The organism is Acinetobacter kyonggiensis, from assembly GCF_900107285.1.
Taxonomy (GTDB): Bacteria; Pseudomonadota; Gammaproteobacteria; order Pseudomonadales; family Moraxellaceae; genus Acinetobacter; species Acinetobacter kyonggiensis.
In genome coordinates, this window is sequence record NZ_FNPK01000035.1 from 1 (window position 1) to 19,005 (window position 19,005).

Genomic DNA, 19,005 nt, shown 5'->3' on the forward strand with positions numbered 1-19,005 from the left:
GTAAATATTACTAGATTGATTTAACACAAAATCTCTTATTCGAAATTTGAAATGTAAGTCCAAAATAGAAAAAGCCAGTGCAACTGGCTTTTTATTGTCACGTATAAATCTAAGACTTACTTTAGGCGTATTTAAATCTATGTTCCACCGCTTCTAAACCATTGATTTTAGGTTGCGGATACAGACAGATGTGACGTTACTTTGGGGTGTGCTCTATAGTTACAAAAAAATCATTATTCATTTAAGGGCTAAAAATATAGGCTATTTTTTTAGAAAATATTTTTTAATCTTATGCAATATAATTTTCATTGAAAAAACTTATCCTAAAACTATTTTTGATTAGTATTAAGGATAGAGAGTATTTAACCTAGGGCGTGTCATCAATTAATTTGAGGAAAACCGTCTTGTCCCCATTATACTTTTATGACTAAACGCTATGCATTAAGAGATGATCATAGCTAATGCCATATTTACAATATCAGCGCACAGCCCAAAGAATGATTTTGAATAGCCACCAAAACTCTAGACACACATAACCATCTTTTGATGGGACTTTTCATAATCTAATGGAGAACGTTGTCCATTGGAACCATGTCTTCTTTTTGAGTTATAAAACATTTCAATATATTCAAAGATATCTGACCTCGCTTCAGTTCTTGATGCATAGTTTCTCTTCTTAACTCGTTCCCGTTTTAATAGCTGGAAAAAGCTTTCTGCAACAGCATTATCATGGCAATTGCCTCTACGACTCATACTGCATTCCAAATTATGTTGTTTAAGGAATGCTTGCCATTCATGACTGGTATATTGGCTGCCTTGGTCAGAATGAATCAAAACCTTGTTCTTTGGTTTTCTCCGCCATAAAGCCATCAATAACGCATCTAGCACAAGATCTGTAGTCATTCTTGATTTCATAGACCACCCAACAACAAGGCGTGAAAATAGATCAATTACAACAGCAAGATATAACCAACCTTCATGTGTACGAATATACGTAATGTCTGTTACCCACTTCCGATTAGGCTGAGTTGGATTAAACTGTCGTTCTAAGGTGTTTGCGGAAACAATACTTGGCGTACCTGCATAAGATCTAGGCTTGCGATAGCCGCGCTGTGATTTAAGCCCATTCGCTTTCATTAACCTATGCACCCGGTTGATACCGCAATTTTCGCCAACATCTTTCAAATCACAGTGAATCTTGCGATAGCCGTAGACTCCGCCAGATTCCAGCCAGAACTGTTTAATCAATCCTGAAAGCTGTTGTCGTTTCCTCGCAGTTTTACTAGTGGGTTGTTTCAACCATGCGTAATAACCACTGTGATGAACATCTAGAGTCGAACATAAACGACGAACAGACCATATGTGCTGATTGTCCTGAATAAAGGCATACCTCATTTGGACTGGCTTGCGAAGTACACCGCGGCTTTTTTTAATATGTCCCTTTCTTCAGTAACTCTTTGCAACTCCTTTTTTAGCTTTGCCAATTCTGAAACTGCATCCCTAGAGTCTGTGATTTTAGGTTCTTGAGGAGCATAACGCTTGATCCAAGCATAAAGACTATGCGTGGTTGTACCTAAACGTGCGGCAACTTCAGCCACGCTATGACCTTTTTCAGTCACTTGCTTTACTGCTTCAATTTTGAATTCTTCAGGGTATCGTTTGCTACTGCTCATAAGCACCTCGTTAATTAGCCATTTTATCTAACTAAAAGGTGTCTACAAAATCGGTGGCTATTCATTTCGCCCTGAAAATGCCGACCATGGAAAGGATTCACATGCTGCACCTTTAGCTAAAACAGTCTTCAGCTTACCATTCGTGGTTATTTGCAACAGTGCCAATAAGAGTTCAAATATTCTATTTAATTGTCATTAAACCGGATTCTGGCAGGGTGATATATAGAAAATTTGGACGAATTAAAAAGCCTGCATTTGCGGGCTTTTTAATGTCTGGTTTGGAGTTAGTTATTTTTCTTTTCTAATTTTTGGGCAACGGCTAATTCACATTCTACTGGATGGAAGCTGACCAGATCTGCCGATGTACTTAACTTGCCATTTTCACGGTCGAAAATAAAAGAGACAGAACATTTTTGATTTGCCTGATCGGTGATTTGAACACCGTAATACCAGGTTTCCGCATCGCTAATCACTACGACGTTTTTAGTCTCACCTAAATTTTCTTTTAATACCGCCTGAGTTGGGGTGCTAATTGCACTAGCAATAAAATCTAATGAAACAGGTTTGTGCTCAGTGATTTTAGAGGTGATTTCTGGACTAAACAGTTGGTAATCATTACTGATTAACTGTTCATGATTATGTGCGTTTGCCAGTGATGCTGCGGATAGTGCTAATGTCAGCGTGATTAACTTGATTTTCATATTGTATCCTCATGATTCGAATATTTTAAAGTTTGAGTTTCTTTCAAATTTCTAAAATCATATACGATCTTAAAAATAATAAAGGGTTTGGAGATAAAATCTCATTTTTTTGTTTCACTCTGATGGGCATGCTGTTCCACAGTGGGAAAATATGCAATCCGTCTTTAGTCGATTTAGGCGTTGAGTTTTAGGCGGAATTCTTTCAGCCCAATAAAAAATTCGATCCTGCATCAATAATGTGAAAGAGCAATTCCATGGATAACAACCTATTTGATCATCTTATCCTTTCAATAAAAGAAGCAGGTGCCATCAAAAATGATGAGATTCATGCACGTCTGGCAGTTCTCAATAAATTTACAGAATTAGGTCGACCTCATACCCAAGTTGTCACTTAAATTTGAGTGATTTGGGGAAGCTTTACTTTTAAATTCTTTATGCAACAAAGCCTATTGAATCCGAAAAAGATAATAACTAGGCTTATAGATAATTTGATTTTTTAAATTTCCACAGTGGAAATTTAAAAATATTTTTTTTATTTTTTTATTATGCTAATATAAATTTAATTTTTATATATATTACCCATGACAATATACGTAATCGCAAATCAAAAAGGTGGTGTTGGAAAGACAACGCTATCAACCAACTTAGCTGTTGCTCTGAGTAAAAAAGGCAAGACGACTCTTGTAGATGGAGATGATCAACAATCCTCTATAAAATGGAGTAAACGTAGACTACAAGATTCTATTACAACCATTGCTCTTAAAGATAATTTAAAAGAAGAATTACAACAATTAAAACAAAATAATAAATATATTGTATTGGATGTTGCAGGGCGTGATTCAGCTGAATTTCGTTCAGCATTATTAACAGCAGATGTTCTTATTATTCCAACACAACCTAGTCAAACAGATATTGAAGTACTACCTTTTGTTCTAAGATTAGTAAATACAGCAAAACAAGTGAATAAAAATTTAAAAACATTTGTGGTGTTAAATAAAGCCCCAACTAATAATAAATCTACAGAAATTGATGCTGCTTTAGAGCTATTACAGCAAGTCAAGTCTGTTAAAACACTAAATACAATTTTGCGTGATCGCAAACAATTTCGCGATGCGATGATCGAAGGAAAATCAGTATTAGAAATGGGTAGCAGCAAAGCAAAAGATGAATTAAATGAATTTTTGGTGGAGATCCTGTAATGGCAAAAAAACCATTAATTGTCGATTTTAATGATTCTCTTGAAATGGAGCAGGCATTTATTAATGCAGCAGGAACAGGAAAAGTATCATTAATATCATCAATTGAAAATAATATTGTTGATGTACCTATAGAACTTATTGACTTCTCAGAGCATCAACCTCGTATTATTACAGATAAAGTTTTACAGGAAGTTGAAATTCTTGCCACGAGTATTGCAACGAATGGACAAATTTACCCTATTGTTGTTATAAAAAAAGAGGAAAGATATGAGCTCGTCGGTGGAGAAAAAAGGTTTAGAGCTGTTAGAGATATATTAAAGCATAAGACGATTCGTGCAATTATTCGAGATGATAAATCCAAGGAAAAAACAGCTTTAATTTCATTGATTGATAACTTACATCGATCGGATCTTAGTGATTTTGAATTAGTCAACGCCATACAAAAACATTGTAATGAGTTTGGATACTCTATACAAAATGTAGAATTTATCACTCAAAAATATCAACTAGATCAATCTAAATACTTTAGATTAATGAGCTTTTATAAACTTCCAGATTATATAAAAGAAGATCTAAAAATAAATCCAAAAGCTATTTCAGGTGCAACTGCACAACAATTGTTAACCGAATTAAATAAACTCGTTTTAAAATTTAATCATCAATTGGTTGAATCTGCCACATTTAATATATGGAAAAAATATCTAAATGAATTTACAGAAACTAATCGTCCATCAAAAAAATTCATTTACGAAATAGAAAAAGCATTAACTGTACAAGAGATAGCTAAAAAGCAAGAACAAAATATCACAAATACGTCTAAAATTAATAAAATGGTACTAAAAGATAAAAATGGTCTTAAATTTGGCTCAATTAAGATTGAAAAAAATCTCAATGGGAAGACAGTCGTAAATATTCGTACTAGTTTAAATGCTGAATTTAATCAAGAAAAAATTGAAAAACTAGAAGCTTTTCTTGCTGATTTAGACGATAAGGTATAAAAAATTATAAATTTCCACAGTGGAAATTTATAATTGAGTATCCAATATGTTATAGATTGATATTGGATACTACCATTTACCATATATATAAGATTAAAAAATGATACATAAGAAAGGTTATCATCAGAAAGGTAGTTGATCTTCTGCAGGATCTAAAATTTCATCCATATCAGAATCTGCAATATTTTTATCTTCATGCTCTGCCATATTATCTTCAGACGCATCTTTTTTAAAGATATTCATATTGCGTTTTGCTTGTATCCAAAAATAGTAATCCAGATCAATAAGTTTATGATCATTCAATATATCTAACTTATTTGTTAATAAGCTACGCATCGTTTTTTTAGCTGTAATCGTATCCAAATCACCTAAAAAACAACCATAATCGTTTAAGAAAACATCACAATTCACTAAAACTGTGATTTGCTTAGAGCTCAACTTAGTGACTGGTTTAATATATTTAACGCGTTCTTTATCTTTAAAGTGTGATCCATCATCACTATATGGAATTGCATTTTTAAGATGTTTTTCTTTTAATCGATCAATAATACGTTGAAAAATTAGATTTCTATGCTCTTCCTTCATTTTGTAAGTAAAACGTATACCTACAACAAATTTTCCATTTTTAATCGTTTCATAATCAATTTCAAGATTACTTAACTTATTAATTTGTGTTTTAGCAACATTCAAAACACGGCTTTTTAAGTTATCGATTAGTTTATATTTATCTTCAATATCTAAAGCAAAACGCAATCTTTCCAAACTTATATCATGAATTTGCTGAATACCTAATGACTCAGCTTTCCATAATTCAGAATTGAGAATCCTATAAATCCGCATGGCATAATTAGAACGCATCCGCATAACATAGCGAATTTGGTGTGTACTAAATGAATGCGTCATACCTGTCGGATTAATTAAGTTATAGAAGTAATTATAAAATTCTCTAGCAAAACGAATCTGCATGCATTTAGTTTCTTTACTATAATGACAATAAATAATCATTGGTACCTTAATTGGTGTAGGATCATCTTTTTTCTTGATCAACATTACCTTAGGCTTATAACTATCATAAACACGCTGCAAGGCCTTTTCACCATACCGATGAATTTCATATAGCTCACTTGCTGTGACAACATCTTTATCTAAATCTTTTTCTGAAATCAATTCACCAAAATTAGCTGCACTAATCGTAATTAACTCATCTGGATCAAAGCGCATATTTTTATTTAGTTCATTTTTGCGCACAGCAACCATAGCACAGTACACTAGCTTTTCTTCATTAGCTTCATAACTGTAATTTGCAGTGGTCATATCATTACGTGTAGCCACTAAATCAGTGTATTGAACACGACGAGAAGAAGGCTTTATTAATTCTGTACTTTTCAAACCAAACTCCGTGGTTACAATTTTATAACCATACATTAATAACATTTTGTATTGAAATCAACAATGAAAGCAAACAGATCAATAAAAATATATCTTTTAGCTTACGGACAAAACGTATGGTTATTCACAGATATTTAATAAAATTATCAACAACGGACAAAACGTATGGTCATTTCATATAATCTAATAAATAATGAGAACAGGACAAAACGTATGGTTATATCAAAAATAAAATTCAAATAAGCTCAAAAGCATTGCTATTAAATGCTTTTAATGTCATTACAATAAAAAAATAAGTAAAATAATCCAATATATCAATAGAAAGAAAAACCAATCTTCAATAAAAAAGCATGTACATCGGACAAAACGTATTGATAGTGCTTAAAACATCATCATTTATTTGGAATAGAAAAAATTCATGGTTATAGTTTTTATTGTGCTAACTGCAATGAATATTTGTATATTCACTTTAAGAGAATTTTTACTATTGATAATTTTGTGGATAAATTGAGACAAAACGTATGGTTATCGGACAAAACGTATGGTTGAACGGACAAAACGTATGGTTGAACGGACAAAACGTATGGTTGAACGGACAAAACGTATGGTTGAACGGACAAAACGTATGGTTATTAATGAATAACCACTTGAATTTAAATATAAAAATATCCTCATAAACTTTATTAAACATATATAAACATATATAAATACTTATAAACCTTTAATTTAATTTTTTTAATAAAATTTTAAATAAGACGAATTGAAGCAACAAGTGCAACACTATAAAAACCAGCAATCACTTCACTGAGTGTATACCAACATAGTATCTTTCTAGGACGATTATTTAGACCAAACTCTATCTATTCTATTCGCTCTTTTGATACATCATCAAACGATAAGGATTTTGGTAAATATTCATTCGTATTTTCATTTTTAGCGCGTTGATTAGACTTTTATGGATCCGCAAAGTAAGTGTCTATGCATGCATCTGTTATCCTACTATGCTCTGAAAACTCCTTACCATTATCAAAAGTCACACTATAAGCATGACTGCTACGCAAACATTCTAAAGGACACGAGATCGTTTTAGTTGAGGTTCTCGTTTGCCACAAATGAACCATATGTACATATAGACTCTTACGTTTCACATTCGAGTAGTTCTAAATTATTTTGGCTGTGATTCATGCAGGAATGAAGAGCGTTCGACAGCCGTGGGAATTGATCGGCATAGCGTTGGTAAATACTGATTTCGTGATTGAGTTGAACAATACTGTTTTCTACACGTTCCAGTTCGATTTGCAGCTGGTCTTTCGTTTCACAAGATTCTTGCTGTGTTGGAAGATGGATGGTGCTGGACTGTGTGATTGGCTGATAGTTTTAGATGTGACCATCTCTGATTTTTTAAAAAACAGCTTAGTATCTACAGAGACGTAATATTCTATATCGTGTTTGAAAAAAATATTCCAGTGAAAATCTATTGTCTATAGCACCTCTAACACCTGCGATAATAGGAATTTAAATATTTCAATTAGAATTTAAACTTTTCTTAAAAACAAAGAATATTTCTTATGTGATCTAAATTTTGATAGAATATATAAAAAGTTTAGAGTCTAAGTGTAAACAATGATAAAGAATAATATTCGACGTGAGAGCTACCTGAAATTTCTGAATACATGGAAAAACCGTGATGTCATTAAAGTGCTTTCGGGTGTACGTCGCTCTGGAAAATCCACCTTGCTGGCGATGTTTCAACAAGACCTAAAAGCACAGGGGGTACAAGCCGAAAACATCATTGTCATCAACTTTGAATTTATGGAATTTGAAGAACTCACCGATTACCGTAAACTACATGATTATGTATTGTCAAAAGTTGATGAAAGCAAGAAAAACTATGTTTTTTTAGATGAAATACAACATGTTACTAATTTTGAAAAAGTAGTCGACTCTTTATATGTTCGGGATTATATCGATTTATATATTACAGGTTCAAATGCATTCTTTCTGAGTGGAGAACTTGCGACTCTACTCACAGGACGCTATATCGAGCAACATGTTTTACCCTTGTCATTCCAAGAGTTTAAACAGTGGCATATTGAAAATAATCCGATCATCCAACAATTATCCAATCGTGATTTGTATGCGATGTACACGCGCAGTAGTTTCCCCTATACGCTTGCCATGACCAGCCAACAGGAAACCTATGATTACTTGCAAGCAGTCTATGCCAGTGTAATGTTTAAAGATGTTATTCCCCGTTTGAATACTGCTGATATTAACTCTCTCGAGCGTGTCGCAAGATATTTGGCAAGCGTGACAGGCTCACCCATTTCCATCAATAAAATTAAAAACACCTTTGTTTCAAGTGGGGTTAAAATATCATTTGAAACAGTAAAACGCTATATTCAGGGCTTACAGGACAGTTTGCTATTTTATAGCGCAGCACAATTTAAAGTACGTGGGCGTGAGTTATTACAATCCTCTGAAAAATACTATTTAGTTGATGTTGGATTGCGCCGCATTATGTTGCCTGATGCTAATGCTGATCAAGGTCATATCTTAGAAAATGTGATTTATCTTGAGCTTGTCAGACGAGGCTATACGGTCTATGTAGGGCGGGTTGATGAATATGAAATTGATTTTGTTGCTGTCGATACTTTACAAAATTTAACTTATTATCAGGTGGCATTAGAAACGCTCAATGAGGAGACACTAAGCCGAGAGTTACGTCCATTACAGAAAATTTCTGATTCATATCCTAAGTATTTACTTACCTTAGACACGATAGGGACTGAAGCCAATTATAATGGTATTGTAAAAATGAACGCTCTCGATTGGTTGCTGTCTGAAAATAAGTAAAGTGGAGTGTAGGCATCGACAATCTAATTTCTCGATCAAAGCCCAAGGCCTTTTCAGCATTAACCAAAAATTTGCTTAAGCATAATTTTCTAGTGGGTAATCATAACTTTTGCCCCATTTGTGATGGATTAATCTATCTCGATTCTACTGAATCGGATCATAGGATTGCCAAAGCCGCAGGTGGGCAAGGTGTGCTAGAAAATGGTCTGCTGGTTCATCTGCTCTGTAATAGAAGAAAATCAGATATCAGCTTAGAGGAGACTAGAGCGGATTTGTTTGACGAGCTTTTGTACTCATCTATCAGCAAGATATGGCTTTGGTCTGGCTAATTTACCCTAACCAGCCTTGCAAGTCATGGTTAATCAATACTCTTGTTTTTAACCTGAACATAATGCCTAAACGATCCGATTCTATAAAGTTGGATCGTTGATTAAGCCGTTTTTAAGGACTGATTTCTATATATACAGGGGGCAGTCCTTTTAATATCACTTTGATTCATCGTATTGAAATATTGATGTTACAAAATAGTACTATTCATGTGATTGATTTAAATCAAATAGGGGATTGCAAAATGAAAAGTTTACTAACAACATTACAAGGCTTATTAGTACGTGAGCCGTCAGATTTAACCTCACAAACAATTGCTAAAATGGATTTAACCATTCATCGCCAATACCAAGATCAACAGGTGATACTATTACGTACTGACTATTTAGAATAGTCTGAATAATTAAAAAAAACACACAAAATAATGAAGCTATAAAAAAGCTCCTTTAAAAAACCGCAATTCATTAAAACTACAACAAAACTTACTTTTAAGCTGTGCGATCAGCAATATGCTGTGAGCCACAGTCGCTTATTTAAATAACGGATAGAGTAGTAGCGAGAATCGCGCTGTAGTTTCTGAAGGATCTTAATATCCTTAGTTTGCCCACTCACCCATGTGGGCGTTTTTTTTGATCAAAATACAATGTTGTTTTTGCTAAAAAATGACGGCACCCACAATAAAACACAATATTCCAAAAATAATCCAAGGCCATATCTTTGCCTTCGGTTGTTCTAAATTCTGAGGATTATATTCCGTGTGTTCTAGCGATGTCGGTTGTGGAACACGGGTCTTTTTAGAGTAAGGCTGGTGTTTAGAGTAAGATAGTCCCGTACCTGGAATACCGACACTGGTTCGCGTACCTTTTTTCCCAATATTTAGAGAAGCACCAGGTTTGCCAATGCTGGCACTGCTGATGCCTTTATGGGTCAGATTAATTTTAAAACCCGGGAATAATTTAATACTTTTACGAAATCTAAAACCCATATTGCTCTCATTCTAAAATTTAGCTCAATTTACGCTCTACACCAGGATCCATGATCTGCTAGAGATCTTACTTTGACAGCTATCATCACGATATTAGTATATTTTTTATCTGGTGATTGCAATACTACCTTTAAATACCGTCAAAAATGTTTACTGTATATTTGCTGTAGGGTAATCTTAAAACTGCTATTTATTGACTGATTGGTATATGACGACAGATAAGCATGAAGTTCTTCTAAGAATGCGAGCGATCGAGCTGCTTGCATACTGGGAAGGTCGTTTGGTCACCAATCGCTTGATGAGCTGGTTTGGGCTCAGTCGACAGCAGGCTTCTGCTGATATCAAGCGTTACAATACGCTGTATAACCCCGATGCCTTGGTCCATGATCCCTCCGTAAAAGGCTATGTGCCTAAAGCCACGTTTCAACCGGTGCTGACTACCGTACATATCAATGAATATCTCAATATGCTGTCAGGTTTGGTTAGTGAATCGCATACCCTGATTGCGACACCAGAACCGAATCTTGCAGCAGTTCAATTACCTGATCGCAGTGTACGTCCTGAAGTGATTCGGGAAGTTTTGCGTGCCTGCCGAAACCAAAACACTTTAAAAATGATTTATGCCTCGATGCAGAATCCGCAGTGGCATGAACGCATCATTTCCCCACACACCCTGGTGTATACCGGTTTTCGCTGGCATGTCCGTGCCTATTGCCATCAGAGCAAGCAGTTTAAGGACTTTTTACTCTCCAGAATTGATCGCACACCTGTTGTGGTGGCGATTGAGTCAGTAGACCCTGTTCAGGATCAGCAATGGCATGAAGAAATTGTACTGACGCTGATCCCTAATCCAAAATTGAATGAAGCTCAAAAAGCGCTGGTCGAAAAAGACTTCGGCATGCCTGATGGCAGATTACAGATTCTGGTGAAAAAAGCCCTGGCTCACTATACCTTGCAGCGATATCAGGCCGCGATCACGCTGGCTGAGGCGGAAGATGCCTTGAAATATCCCTTGGTACTACAACGCTCAGATATCGAAAAGCTGTCGTCTTACCTGTTTGATCAGGCCTCATAGGAGATTGGCCATGTTAGAACAATTTCATTATGACAGTGACCTGATTGGTGGCTCCCTGATGGTGCGTGAAAGCCGGCTGATCGCGGATCTGTTATTACGAGAAGCGACTCCAGAACAATGGCATCAGGCAATTCAGATTGACAATATTCTGCAAAAAAGAACGCCTGCTTCAGCCCAACGTAACGCCACTGCCATTCGTAAGCGTCTTGAGCGCTTAGAGCCTGATTTCTGGAAAGCTTTGCGTGATGGGGATGATGAGCTGGCGACTCAGGTGGCTTTTTGTGGCGCACTGGAACGCAACCTGTTGCTGCTTGAGTTTATGGAAACGGTGATGAGGGATGCCTATATCTCCCAGGCGCAACACTTGGACAGTTATATCTGGTCAGATTTTTTGGATGAACGCTCACAACGCGATCCGGATATCTGTGATTGGAAAGAGTCCAGCAAGAAAAAAATGGGGCAGGTGGTGTTTCGCATGCTGGCAGAAGCCGGTTACTTAAAAAGTACCCGTACGCTGGAATTACAACGTGTGATCGTCAGAGCAGAGCTGCGTAGCCTGTTGGAAGAACATTATAAACAACGTATTAAAAGATCTATGGAAGTGTCGCTATGGACGCGGTAGTTGTAGAGGGGCAGCAATGAGTCAAGCAATACATGAGCGTCTGAATCAGATTCCAGAGCGAATTCTTTCAACCGAGTTTTTAACCGGTCAGGGGCTAGGCAATGAAATTGGATTCTGGATTTTTGATTATGCGCCTGAAGATGAGCTGAAAGTCCGCGAATATATTCATTTTCTGGAAGGGATGCTGGAGAAAAAACACAGTCAACTGAAGGTGGTGAATATTAATCTGCTACAAGCAGTGGTGGATTACCTGGCTGAGCGCAACTTTATCGATAAAGCCATTCAGATGCAAAAAGCCAAAGGCGATGAGGCGCTCATCAAAGCACTGAAAGGTCCATTGCATATGGATAAGTTTGCGCCGTATCTGGTGAGCAAATATGCCACCAATGAGCAAGATATAGTGTTGATGACGGGGGTGGGGTCGGTTTGGCCGCTATTACGTGCACATCATTTGTTAAACAGTTTGCATTCCTTGCTGGGGCATAAGCCGGTCGTATTGTTTTATCCGGGCTATTACGACGGTCAGGCCATGAGTTTATTTGGAAAAATCCCAAGCAACAATTACTACAGAGCCTTCAGATTGGTGCCATAAGCACGACAAATAGCCATAAAAATTCGGGGAATTGATTGAGATGAATATTAAAGAACTTTTTTACAAGCCATTAGATCGTGCAATTAACGGGGTGGTGAAGGCAGATCAGGATGATAATGCCACGGTTTACCAGGAGCTGGATGAGTACGTGGTCACCAATGAGCTGGAAAAGCATTTTCGGGACTTTTTCCAGTCCTATGGTACAGACCTCAGCGACCCTTCGATTGCCAATCGTGTCGGCGTGTGGATTTCTGGCTTCTTTGGTTCAGGTAAATCGCATTTTCTGAAAACCTTGTCCTATATTCTGGCCAATAAAGTGGCAAGCGATGCTGAAGGTAAGGAACGTAGCGCAGCCGAGTTCTTTGATGAATCTAAAATCCGTGATGCGTTTATCCGTGCCGATATTGGCAAGGCCGTCAGCCATCATGCCGATGTCATCCTGTTTAACATCGACAGTAAAGCCAGTTCCAATGACGATGGCAATCCGATCCTGAATGTGTTTTTACGGGTGTTTAACGAGTATCAGGGTTTTAGCGCTGATCATCCACACATTGCCCATATGGAGCGCCACCTGAGTCAGAAAGGGGTGTATGAACGCTTTAAACAGGCTTTTGAGCAGTCCAGTGGTCTCTCTTGGCTGGATGAACGTGATGGCTTTCAGTTTTATCAGGATGATGTCGAAACAGCGATTTCTCAGGCACTGAACCTATCCGCTGAAGCTGCGCATAAATGGTTTGAAGATTCTGAGCAGACCTTTAGTGTTTCGGTGGAAAACTTCTGTCAGTGGGTCAAAGAATACCTGGACAGTAAAGGACCACAGCAACGGATGCTGTTCCTGGTCGATGAAGTGGGCCAGTTTATTGGTAGTGATACCCGCTTGATGCTGACCCTGCAGACCATTACTGAAAATCTGGGCACCATTTGTAAAGGCCGGGCCTGGATTATTGTCACCTCACAAGCGGACATCGACGCGGTTTTAGGCGAGCTGTCTTCTTCCAAAGCCAATGACTTCTCCAAGATTGCTGGACGTTTTAAAACCCGTTTATCACTGTCCAGTTCCAATACCGATGAAGTCATCCAGAAACGTTTACTGCGCAAGACCCCGGAAGCTGAAGCACTGCTCAGATCGGTGTTTGAGCAAAAGGGCGATATCTTAAAAAACCAGATTACCTTTGACCGTTCAGGACCAACACTGAAAAATTTCGATGGTCCTGACAGCTTTGTGAATAACTATCCTTTTGCGCCGTATCATTTTCAACTGGTGCAGAAAGTTTTTGAAGAAATCCGTAAAGTCGGTGCGACCGGTGCACATCTGGCCTATGGTGAGCGATCTATGCTGGATGCGTTCCAGATGGCCGCTAAAGCCATTGGAACGGATGAGGTGGGGGCTTTGGTTCCATTCCACCGATTCTACAGCTCAGTAGAAGGATTTCTGGATACAGCGGTTAAACGTACTATCGACCAGGCCGGTGAGAATAAGACTCTGGATGGTTTTGATGTACAGATGCTGCGTACCCTGTTCATGATCCGCTATGTCGATATCATTAAAGGCACACTGGATAATCTGGTGACCCTGTCGATTGAGAAAATTGACGAAGACAAGCTGGCATTACGCAAGCGGATTGAAGAAAGCCTGCTGCGTCTGGAAAAGGAAAGCCTGATTACCCGCAATGGCGATGAGTTCCTGTTCCTGACCAATGAAGAACGCGATATCACCCGAAAAATTAAAGCCACTGACTTAGCTGCTTCAGAAGAAAATAAAGAGTTAGCCAATCTCATTTTTAAAGATTTGCTCCGGGATCAGAACAAGTACCGCCATCAGGCCAACAAGATGGACTATCAGATTGGACGTTTCCTAGATAGCCATAGCCTAGATGGCAAGTATGAGAGTGATTTGAAAGTTGAAATCATTTCTCCTTTAGATACTGAATACAACCTTTACAGCGAAGCCTTTTGTATTGGTAAAAGTGCTGAAGGACAGGTGCTGTTTAAACTCAGTGATGACAAGCAATTCTTTAATGAGCTCAGAACTTGGCTGAAAACCAATAAATTCATTCGTTTAAATGATGATGGCACCCAGTCCGATATCACCCGTATTCTGGCAGACCGTGGTCGTGAGAATCAGGAGCGTAAAAAACGCCTGCGTGCCCGGGTCGAAGAAATGTTGCTGGACGCGGAAAGTTATGCCTTGGGTCAACATCTGCAGCTTTCATCTTCTAGCCCAACCACCAAGCTGGATGAGGCTTGTCGTTATTTGCTGGAAAACACCTATACCAAACTGAGCTATCTGCAGGTCTATCAGCAGGATGCTTGGCGTGAACTGAACGCCGTATTGACTGTAGATGATATGGCACAGCTGGGATTATCCCTAGATGGTGGGCAGACCAATCCGAAAGCCCTACAGGAAGTGGAACAGTATATTTCGCTGCGTGCAACCGGTACAGAACGTATTCTGGTGTCTGACGTGGTCGAGCGTTTTGCTAAACGTCCTTATGGCTGGCCGGATGCCGAGATTTTACTGCTGGCAGGTCAATTGGCTGCGATGGGACGAATTTCGCTGCAGTTAAATGGAGGCACCTTGCAGCTGAAAGATGCGCTGGAACCTTTACAGAATAGCCGCCGTCGCCGTGAAGTTGCCATCATTAAAAAGCGTCAGACTGATGATCAGATATTGAAACAGGCGCGTCAACTGACTCAAGACTTGTTCTCTGCAATGGGACCAGCGACAGAAAAAGAGCTGTTTGAGTTCTATACCCAAAACTTTAAGATCTGGTTAGCTAACTTTAAGTCGTATCAGAGCAAAACCGATGTCGGGCAGTTCCCGGGCAAAAAAGTGATTGAAAAGTCGATTCTCACTTTGGAACGTTTGCTGGCCAATAGCGACAGCTTCGATTTCTTTAAAGCGGTGGTTGATAACAAGGACGACTATCTGGATCTGGAAGAAGACTATCGTGATATTCATGAGTTCTTCAGCAATCAGATGCCAAGCTGGCAGCAACTGCAGCAAGCCTTACGTCATTTTGAGAAAAATAAACAGGCATTGGGCAGTGATGAGGTGGCGAAAAAAGCGTTATCTGAATTACATCGCATTTCGACCACTGAATCTCCCTACGGCCTGTTAAATAAAATCGCTGATTTGGTTCGCACTGTGGAAAGTGTCAATGAACGTTTACTAACTGAAAAATGTAGTCAGGCGGTAGAGCAAATTGATGACAAGATCAAACAACTGGAAGCCGAGATCAAGAATTGCGGGATTGCTACAGCTGAGCTGAGTAATAAGCTACTGCGTCCGCTGCAATTGCTCAAAGCAGATATTGAAGTGGAAACCAGCCTGTCCACCATCTATATGCTGCAAACCCAAACCGCCGTCGAGCGTTTTGACGAAGCCTTGTATGAGCTGGAACGAGAAGTTCAGGCTGAAATTCAGCGTCAGGCCAAAACAGCACAACTGGCTCAGAGCAAAGCCGAGAGTGTAACCAACACTGCAACCACCTCCAGCCCAGTTACATCAGCACCTGCTGCGAGTCCTGTAAAGCCTGCTATCGCCGTAGTGCCACCGAAACCGGTGGTGGAAGTCGATGTCGCCAGCATTTACAGCAAAACCTCCAGCAGTGTCTATTTGGAAACGGAAGAATCGGTGGATCAGTTTGTAGACGCACTCAAAGCTGAACTGAAGAAAATCGTGGGTGACAAAAAGCGTGTGCGTATTCGCTAACTCAGCTTAGCGATCTATACGGCATCAGCAATCAATTGAAGGTTTTTAAATGAATACCAGTAATATTAAAAAATACGCACCGCAAGCACGCAATGATTTTATCGCAGCGATGCGCAAGCAGGCGGCCAAATATGGCATCACCGCAGACCGCATTTTACCGGCAGAACAGAAAGGCGACTTGCTGCTGATTGGCGAGACTGTTTTTCCCCTGTCGGTGTTGAAACCACGTGACAAGCTGATCAAGCGCATTCAAACCAGCAGTTTTGAGCAGACGGTTGATTATATCGCTTACAGCTGGTTTAACCGTCTCTGTGCGATTCGTTACATGGAATGCAAAGGCTTACTGGATCATGGCCGCCGTGTACTGAGTAGTGCAGATGGTAGTGCAGGCTTGCCACAGATTCTGGAAGAATGTCTGGATATTGACCTACCGGGTTTAGATGCCAGCCGTGTGGCTGAACTCAAGCTGGATGGCAATAAAGACGAAGAACTGTACCGTGAGCTGTTACTGGCTCAATGTCATGCGTTGAATCAGGTCATGCCGTTGCTGTTTGAACAGGTTTCTGATGAGTCTGAACTACTGTTACCGGATAACCTGACCAAAACCGATTCCTTGATCCGTGATTTGGTGAGCAGCATTCCGGAAGAAGACTGGTCGGATGTACAGATTATTGGCTGGCTGTATCAGTTCTATATTTCTGAAAAGAAAGATCAAGTCATTGGTAAAGTTGTCAAGAGTGAAGACATTCCTGCAGCGACACAACTCTTCACCCCAAACTGGATTGTAAAATATTTAGCACAGAACAGTGTCGGTCGTTTATGGACGATGGCGCATCCAGAAAGTACCCTGGCCAATGATTGGGAATACTATATTCAACCCGCTGAACAGACGGATGAAGTAAATGCTCAACTCAAACAACTGATTGATGTGCGGATCAGTGAAGATGGCGATACTTTAAACCCTGAAAGCATTACCGTGCTGGATCCAGCTTGTGGTTCGGGGCATATTCTGGTGGAAGCCTATGACTGCTTAAAAGCGATTTACTTAGAACGTGGTTACCGTAGTCGTGATATTCCACGTTTGATTCTGGAAAATAACCTGTACGGGATTGATATTGATACCCGAGCAGCACAGTTGGCGAGTTTTGCACTGTTGATGAAAGCGCGTGAGGATGACCGCCGTTTATTTAGCAATCCACCGAAGCTCAATATCATTGCGTTACAGGATAGTCAGCCAGAACGTTTAGATGCATTTAGCCAAGATTTAGCCAGCACCAACATTGCGCAGGCAGATTTACAAGAATTACTGGATTTATTTGAACACTCTTCGACCTTTGGTTCTTTGATTCAGGTGCCTGAAGCATTAGCCGAAAAACTGCCTGATTTAGAAAAAAAATTAAAAACAGCATCAGAGTCAGGCGATATCTTTAGTCAGCAGTCGGCACAAGAGTTGTTACCTCTAGTACAACAGGCTAAATTACTCGGTAAGCAGTATGATGCCGTGATCGCTAACCCGCCGTATATGGGCGGTAAGGGGATGAATACAGAACTTAAAGATTTTGCCAAGAAGAAATTCCCTGACAGCAAGTCAGATCTATTTGCTATGTTTATTGAGCGTGGTTTTGTATGGTGTAAGGACAGTGGTTTTAACAGCATGGTGACCATGCAAAGCTGGATGTTCTTGTCCTCTTATGAAGCGATGCGTGAAAAGCTGTTACAAGATCGTACGATTCAGACCATGGCACATTTAGGTGCTCGAGCATTTCCTGAAATATCAGGGGAAGTCGTACAAACAACAGCTTTTGTGATGCAAGGGCAACATATAAATGGATTTAAGCCAGTATTTTTTAGACTTGTTGATACAGCACAAGATTCTAAAGAATTAGAATTAAAAGCAGGTCTAAATCGATTTGACTCAACCGTTCAAGATGACTTTAAGAAAATTCCTGGTAGTCCTGTGGCTTATTGGTTATCCAATAATGTTTATGATTTATTTGAGAGCACATTATTTGGCGAACATTTTGAAGTAAAAGAGGGGTTGGGAACTCGGGATGATGATATTTTCTTAAGAAGATTCTGGGAGGTTGCATTATATAAAATTAGATTTTCAAAAGGTCAGGAAAAATGGATTAAAACTGATAAAGGATGAGCTTTCCGAAAATGGTTCGGAAATCAAGAATATGTTATGAATTGGGAGAGTAATGGTTTTGCAATAAAAAACCATAGAAATCCAGATGGATCTTTAAAGTCCAGACCTCAAAATAGTCAATTCTTTTTTAAAAAAGCAATTTCATGGAATAAAGTTGGCTCGGGCATTACTTCATTTAGATTACGTGATGACACGTTAGGCTTTAATGATGCTGCTCCTTCAATATTTGGGGATGAGCTTGAAAGCACACTATCAATGTTGAATAGCAAATTGTTCGAATATTTAGTTAAAATTCAAGGTGGGACTTTAAATGTAACAACTGGAATAATCAAAGCGTTACCATTTCTGGGTTTGGCTGAGTCTTACAGTATTTCAAAAAGGGCTATAAGTATAGCCCAATATGATTGGAATTCTTACGAAACTTCGTGGGACTTTACCGAGAACCCAATTATCCGTACGGAACAACCAAATCTAGAACAAGCCTTTAATACGTGGCAACAGCAAAATGCTAACGCCGTGGCTGAAATGAAACATCTGGAGGAAGAAAATAAGGCACTGTTGCAAATAGGCTGACATGATAAGCTAAATATCTTATTTATTTCGAGATACAGCAGATGAATCCCTTCCACGGTCGGCACTTTCAAGGTGAAATCATTCTTTGGGCTGTTCGTTGGTATTGTAAATATGGCATCAGCTATCGTGAACTTCAAGAAATGCTCGCTGA

General features: G+C 38.8%; 15 protein-coding genes and 3 pseudogenes. 13 read left to right on the top strand and 5 right to left on the bottom strand.

Features of this window, described 5'->3' with window-relative positions; genetic code table 11:
* Positions 1 to 522 precede the first annotated feature (522 nt).
* Together BLV99_RS16415 and BLV99_RS16420 are read right to left on the bottom strand one after the other, a co-directional pair.
* Positions 523 to 1,673 (bottom strand): IS3 family transposase gene (locus tag BLV99_RS16415; protein WP_228200337.1). Its coding sequence is split into 2 segments (ribosomal slippage): positions 523 to 1,433 and positions 1,433 to 1,673, totalling 1,152 coding nucleotides; the frame shifts between segments, so codons are not numbered across the junction.
* A 284-nt stretch (positions 1,674 to 1,957) separates the two neighbouring features.
* Positions 1,958 to 2,374, bottom strand: coding sequence for a hypothetical protein (locus BLV99_RS16420; RefSeq protein WP_068912257.1), 417 nt, complete (start codon positions 2,372 to 2,374; stop codon positions 1,958 to 1,960).
* Positions 2,375 to 2,628: 254 nt separating this feature from the next.
* Between BLV99_RS16420 and BLV99_RS18775 the strand changes: the two genes are divergently transcribed.
* The 3 genes from BLV99_RS18775 to BLV99_RS16430 all read left to right on the top strand — a co-directional run bounded on the left by BLV99_RS18775 (position 2,629) and on the right by BLV99_RS16430 (position 4,571).
* Positions 2,629 to 2,769, top strand: coding sequence for a hypothetical protein (locus tag BLV99_RS18775; protein ID WP_019383597.1), 141 nt, complete (start codon positions 2,629 to 2,631; stop codon positions 2,767 to 2,769).
* Between the two features lie 186 nt (positions 2,770 to 2,955).
* The gene (locus BLV99_RS16425) at positions 2,956 to 3,573 is read left to right on the top strand and encodes an AAA family ATPase (RefSeq protein ID WP_004758942.1); all 618 of its coding nucleotides are present in this window, start codon (positions 2,956 to 2,958) and stop codon (positions 3,571 to 3,573) included.
* A complete protein-coding gene (locus tag BLV99_RS16430; protein WP_019383598.1) occupies positions 3,573 to 4,571 on the top strand; it encodes a ParB/RepB/Spo0J family partition protein in 999 nt (332 codons plus the stop codon). The genes BLV99_RS16425 and BLV99_RS16430 overlap by 1 nt, the downstream gene beginning before the upstream one ends.
* Before the next feature lie 123 nt (positions 4,572 to 4,694).
* On the opposite strand, the gene BLV99_RS16435 is transcribed toward BLV99_RS16430, so the two are convergent.
* Positions 4,695 to 6,005, bottom strand: a complete 1,311-nt coding sequence (locus BLV99_RS16435; protein ID WP_068912254.1) for a replication initiation protein — start codon at positions 6,003 to 6,005, stop codon at positions 4,695 to 4,697.
* A gap of 701 nt (positions 6,006 to 6,706) precedes the next feature.
* Positions 6,707 to 7,108: pseudogene (locus tag BLV99_RS16440) on the bottom strand (IS30 family transposase); the annotation flags it as partial.
* A 475-nt stretch (positions 7,109 to 7,583) separates the two neighbouring features.
* On the opposite strand from BLV99_RS16440, the gene BLV99_RS16450 reads away from it, so the two are divergent.
* From BLV99_RS16450 to BLV99_RS16460, 3 genes and pseudogenes are all read left to right on the top strand, one after another.
* Positions 7,584 to 8,816 carry an ATP-binding protein gene (locus BLV99_RS16450; RefSeq protein WP_092692656.1) on the top strand — a complete coding sequence of 411 codons (1,233 nt, stop codon included), beginning with the start codon at positions 7,584 to 7,586 and terminating at the stop codon, positions 8,814 to 8,816.
* 26 nt (positions 8,817 to 8,842) lie between these two features.
* Positions 8,843 to 9,145, top strand: a pseudogene (locus tag BLV99_RS16455) (HNH endonuclease signature motif containing protein); the annotation flags it as partial.
* Between the two features lie 242 nt (positions 9,146 to 9,387).
* Positions 9,388 to 9,537: a hypothetical protein gene (locus tag BLV99_RS16460; protein WP_225554346.1), complete on the top strand. Its 150-nt coding sequence runs from the start codon at positions 9,388 to 9,390 to the stop codon at positions 9,535 to 9,537.
* A gap of 261 nt (positions 9,538 to 9,798) precedes the next feature.
* Here BLV99_RS16460 and BLV99_RS16465 read toward each other — a convergent pair whose 3' ends face one another.
* Complete coding sequence (locus BLV99_RS16465) at positions 9,799 to 10,128, bottom strand: DUF4236 domain-containing protein (RefSeq protein WP_010116447.1); 330 nt, start codon at positions 10,126 to 10,128, stop codon at positions 9,799 to 9,801.
* A gap of 208 nt (positions 10,129 to 10,336) precedes the next feature.
* On the opposite strand from BLV99_RS16465, the gene BLV99_RS16470 reads away from it, so the two are divergent.
* The 7 genes and pseudogenes from BLV99_RS16470 to BLV99_RS18140 all read left to right on the top strand — a co-directional run.
* The gene (locus tag BLV99_RS16470; protein ID WP_092692659.1) at positions 10,337 to 11,203 is read left to right on the top strand and encodes a BrxR family helix-turn-helix transcriptional regulator; all 867 of its coding nucleotides are present in this window, start codon (positions 10,337 to 10,339) and stop codon (positions 11,201 to 11,203) included.
* Between the two features lie 10 nt (positions 11,204 to 11,213).
* Positions 11,214 to 11,825 (top strand): DUF1819 family protein, encoded by a 612-nt coding sequence (locus tag BLV99_RS16475; protein ID WP_092692662.1) that lies wholly within the window; start codon positions 11,214 to 11,216, stop codon positions 11,823 to 11,825.
* 16 nt (positions 11,826 to 11,841) lie between these two features.
* Positions 11,842 to 12,417 (top strand): DUF1788 domain-containing protein, encoded by a 576-nt coding sequence (locus BLV99_RS16480; RefSeq protein WP_092692664.1) that lies wholly within the window; start codon positions 11,842 to 11,844, stop codon positions 12,415 to 12,417.
* Positions 12,418 to 12,457: 40 nt separating this feature from the next.
* A complete protein-coding gene (brxC, locus tag BLV99_RS16485; RefSeq protein WP_092692667.1) occupies positions 12,458 to 16,132 on the top strand; it encodes a BREX system P-loop protein BrxC in 3,675 nt (1,224 codons plus the stop codon).
* Positions 16,133 to 16,181: 49 nt separating this feature from the next.
* Entirely contained in the window at positions 16,182 to 18,281 is a 2,100-nt protein-coding gene (pglX, locus tag BLV99_RS16490) for a BREX-1 system adenine-specific DNA-methyltransferase PglX (RefSeq protein ID WP_425283564.1), read from the top strand.
* Between the two features lie 36 nt (positions 18,282 to 18,317).
* The gene (locus tag BLV99_RS18780; protein ID WP_425283565.1) at positions 18,318 to 18,854 is read left to right on the top strand and encodes a hypothetical protein; all 537 of its coding nucleotides are present in this window, start codon (positions 18,318 to 18,320) and stop codon (positions 18,852 to 18,854) included.
* A 41-nt stretch (positions 18,855 to 18,895) separates the two neighbouring features.
* A pseudogene (locus BLV99_RS18140) lies at positions 18,896 to 19,005 on the top strand (IS6 family transposase); the annotation flags it as partial.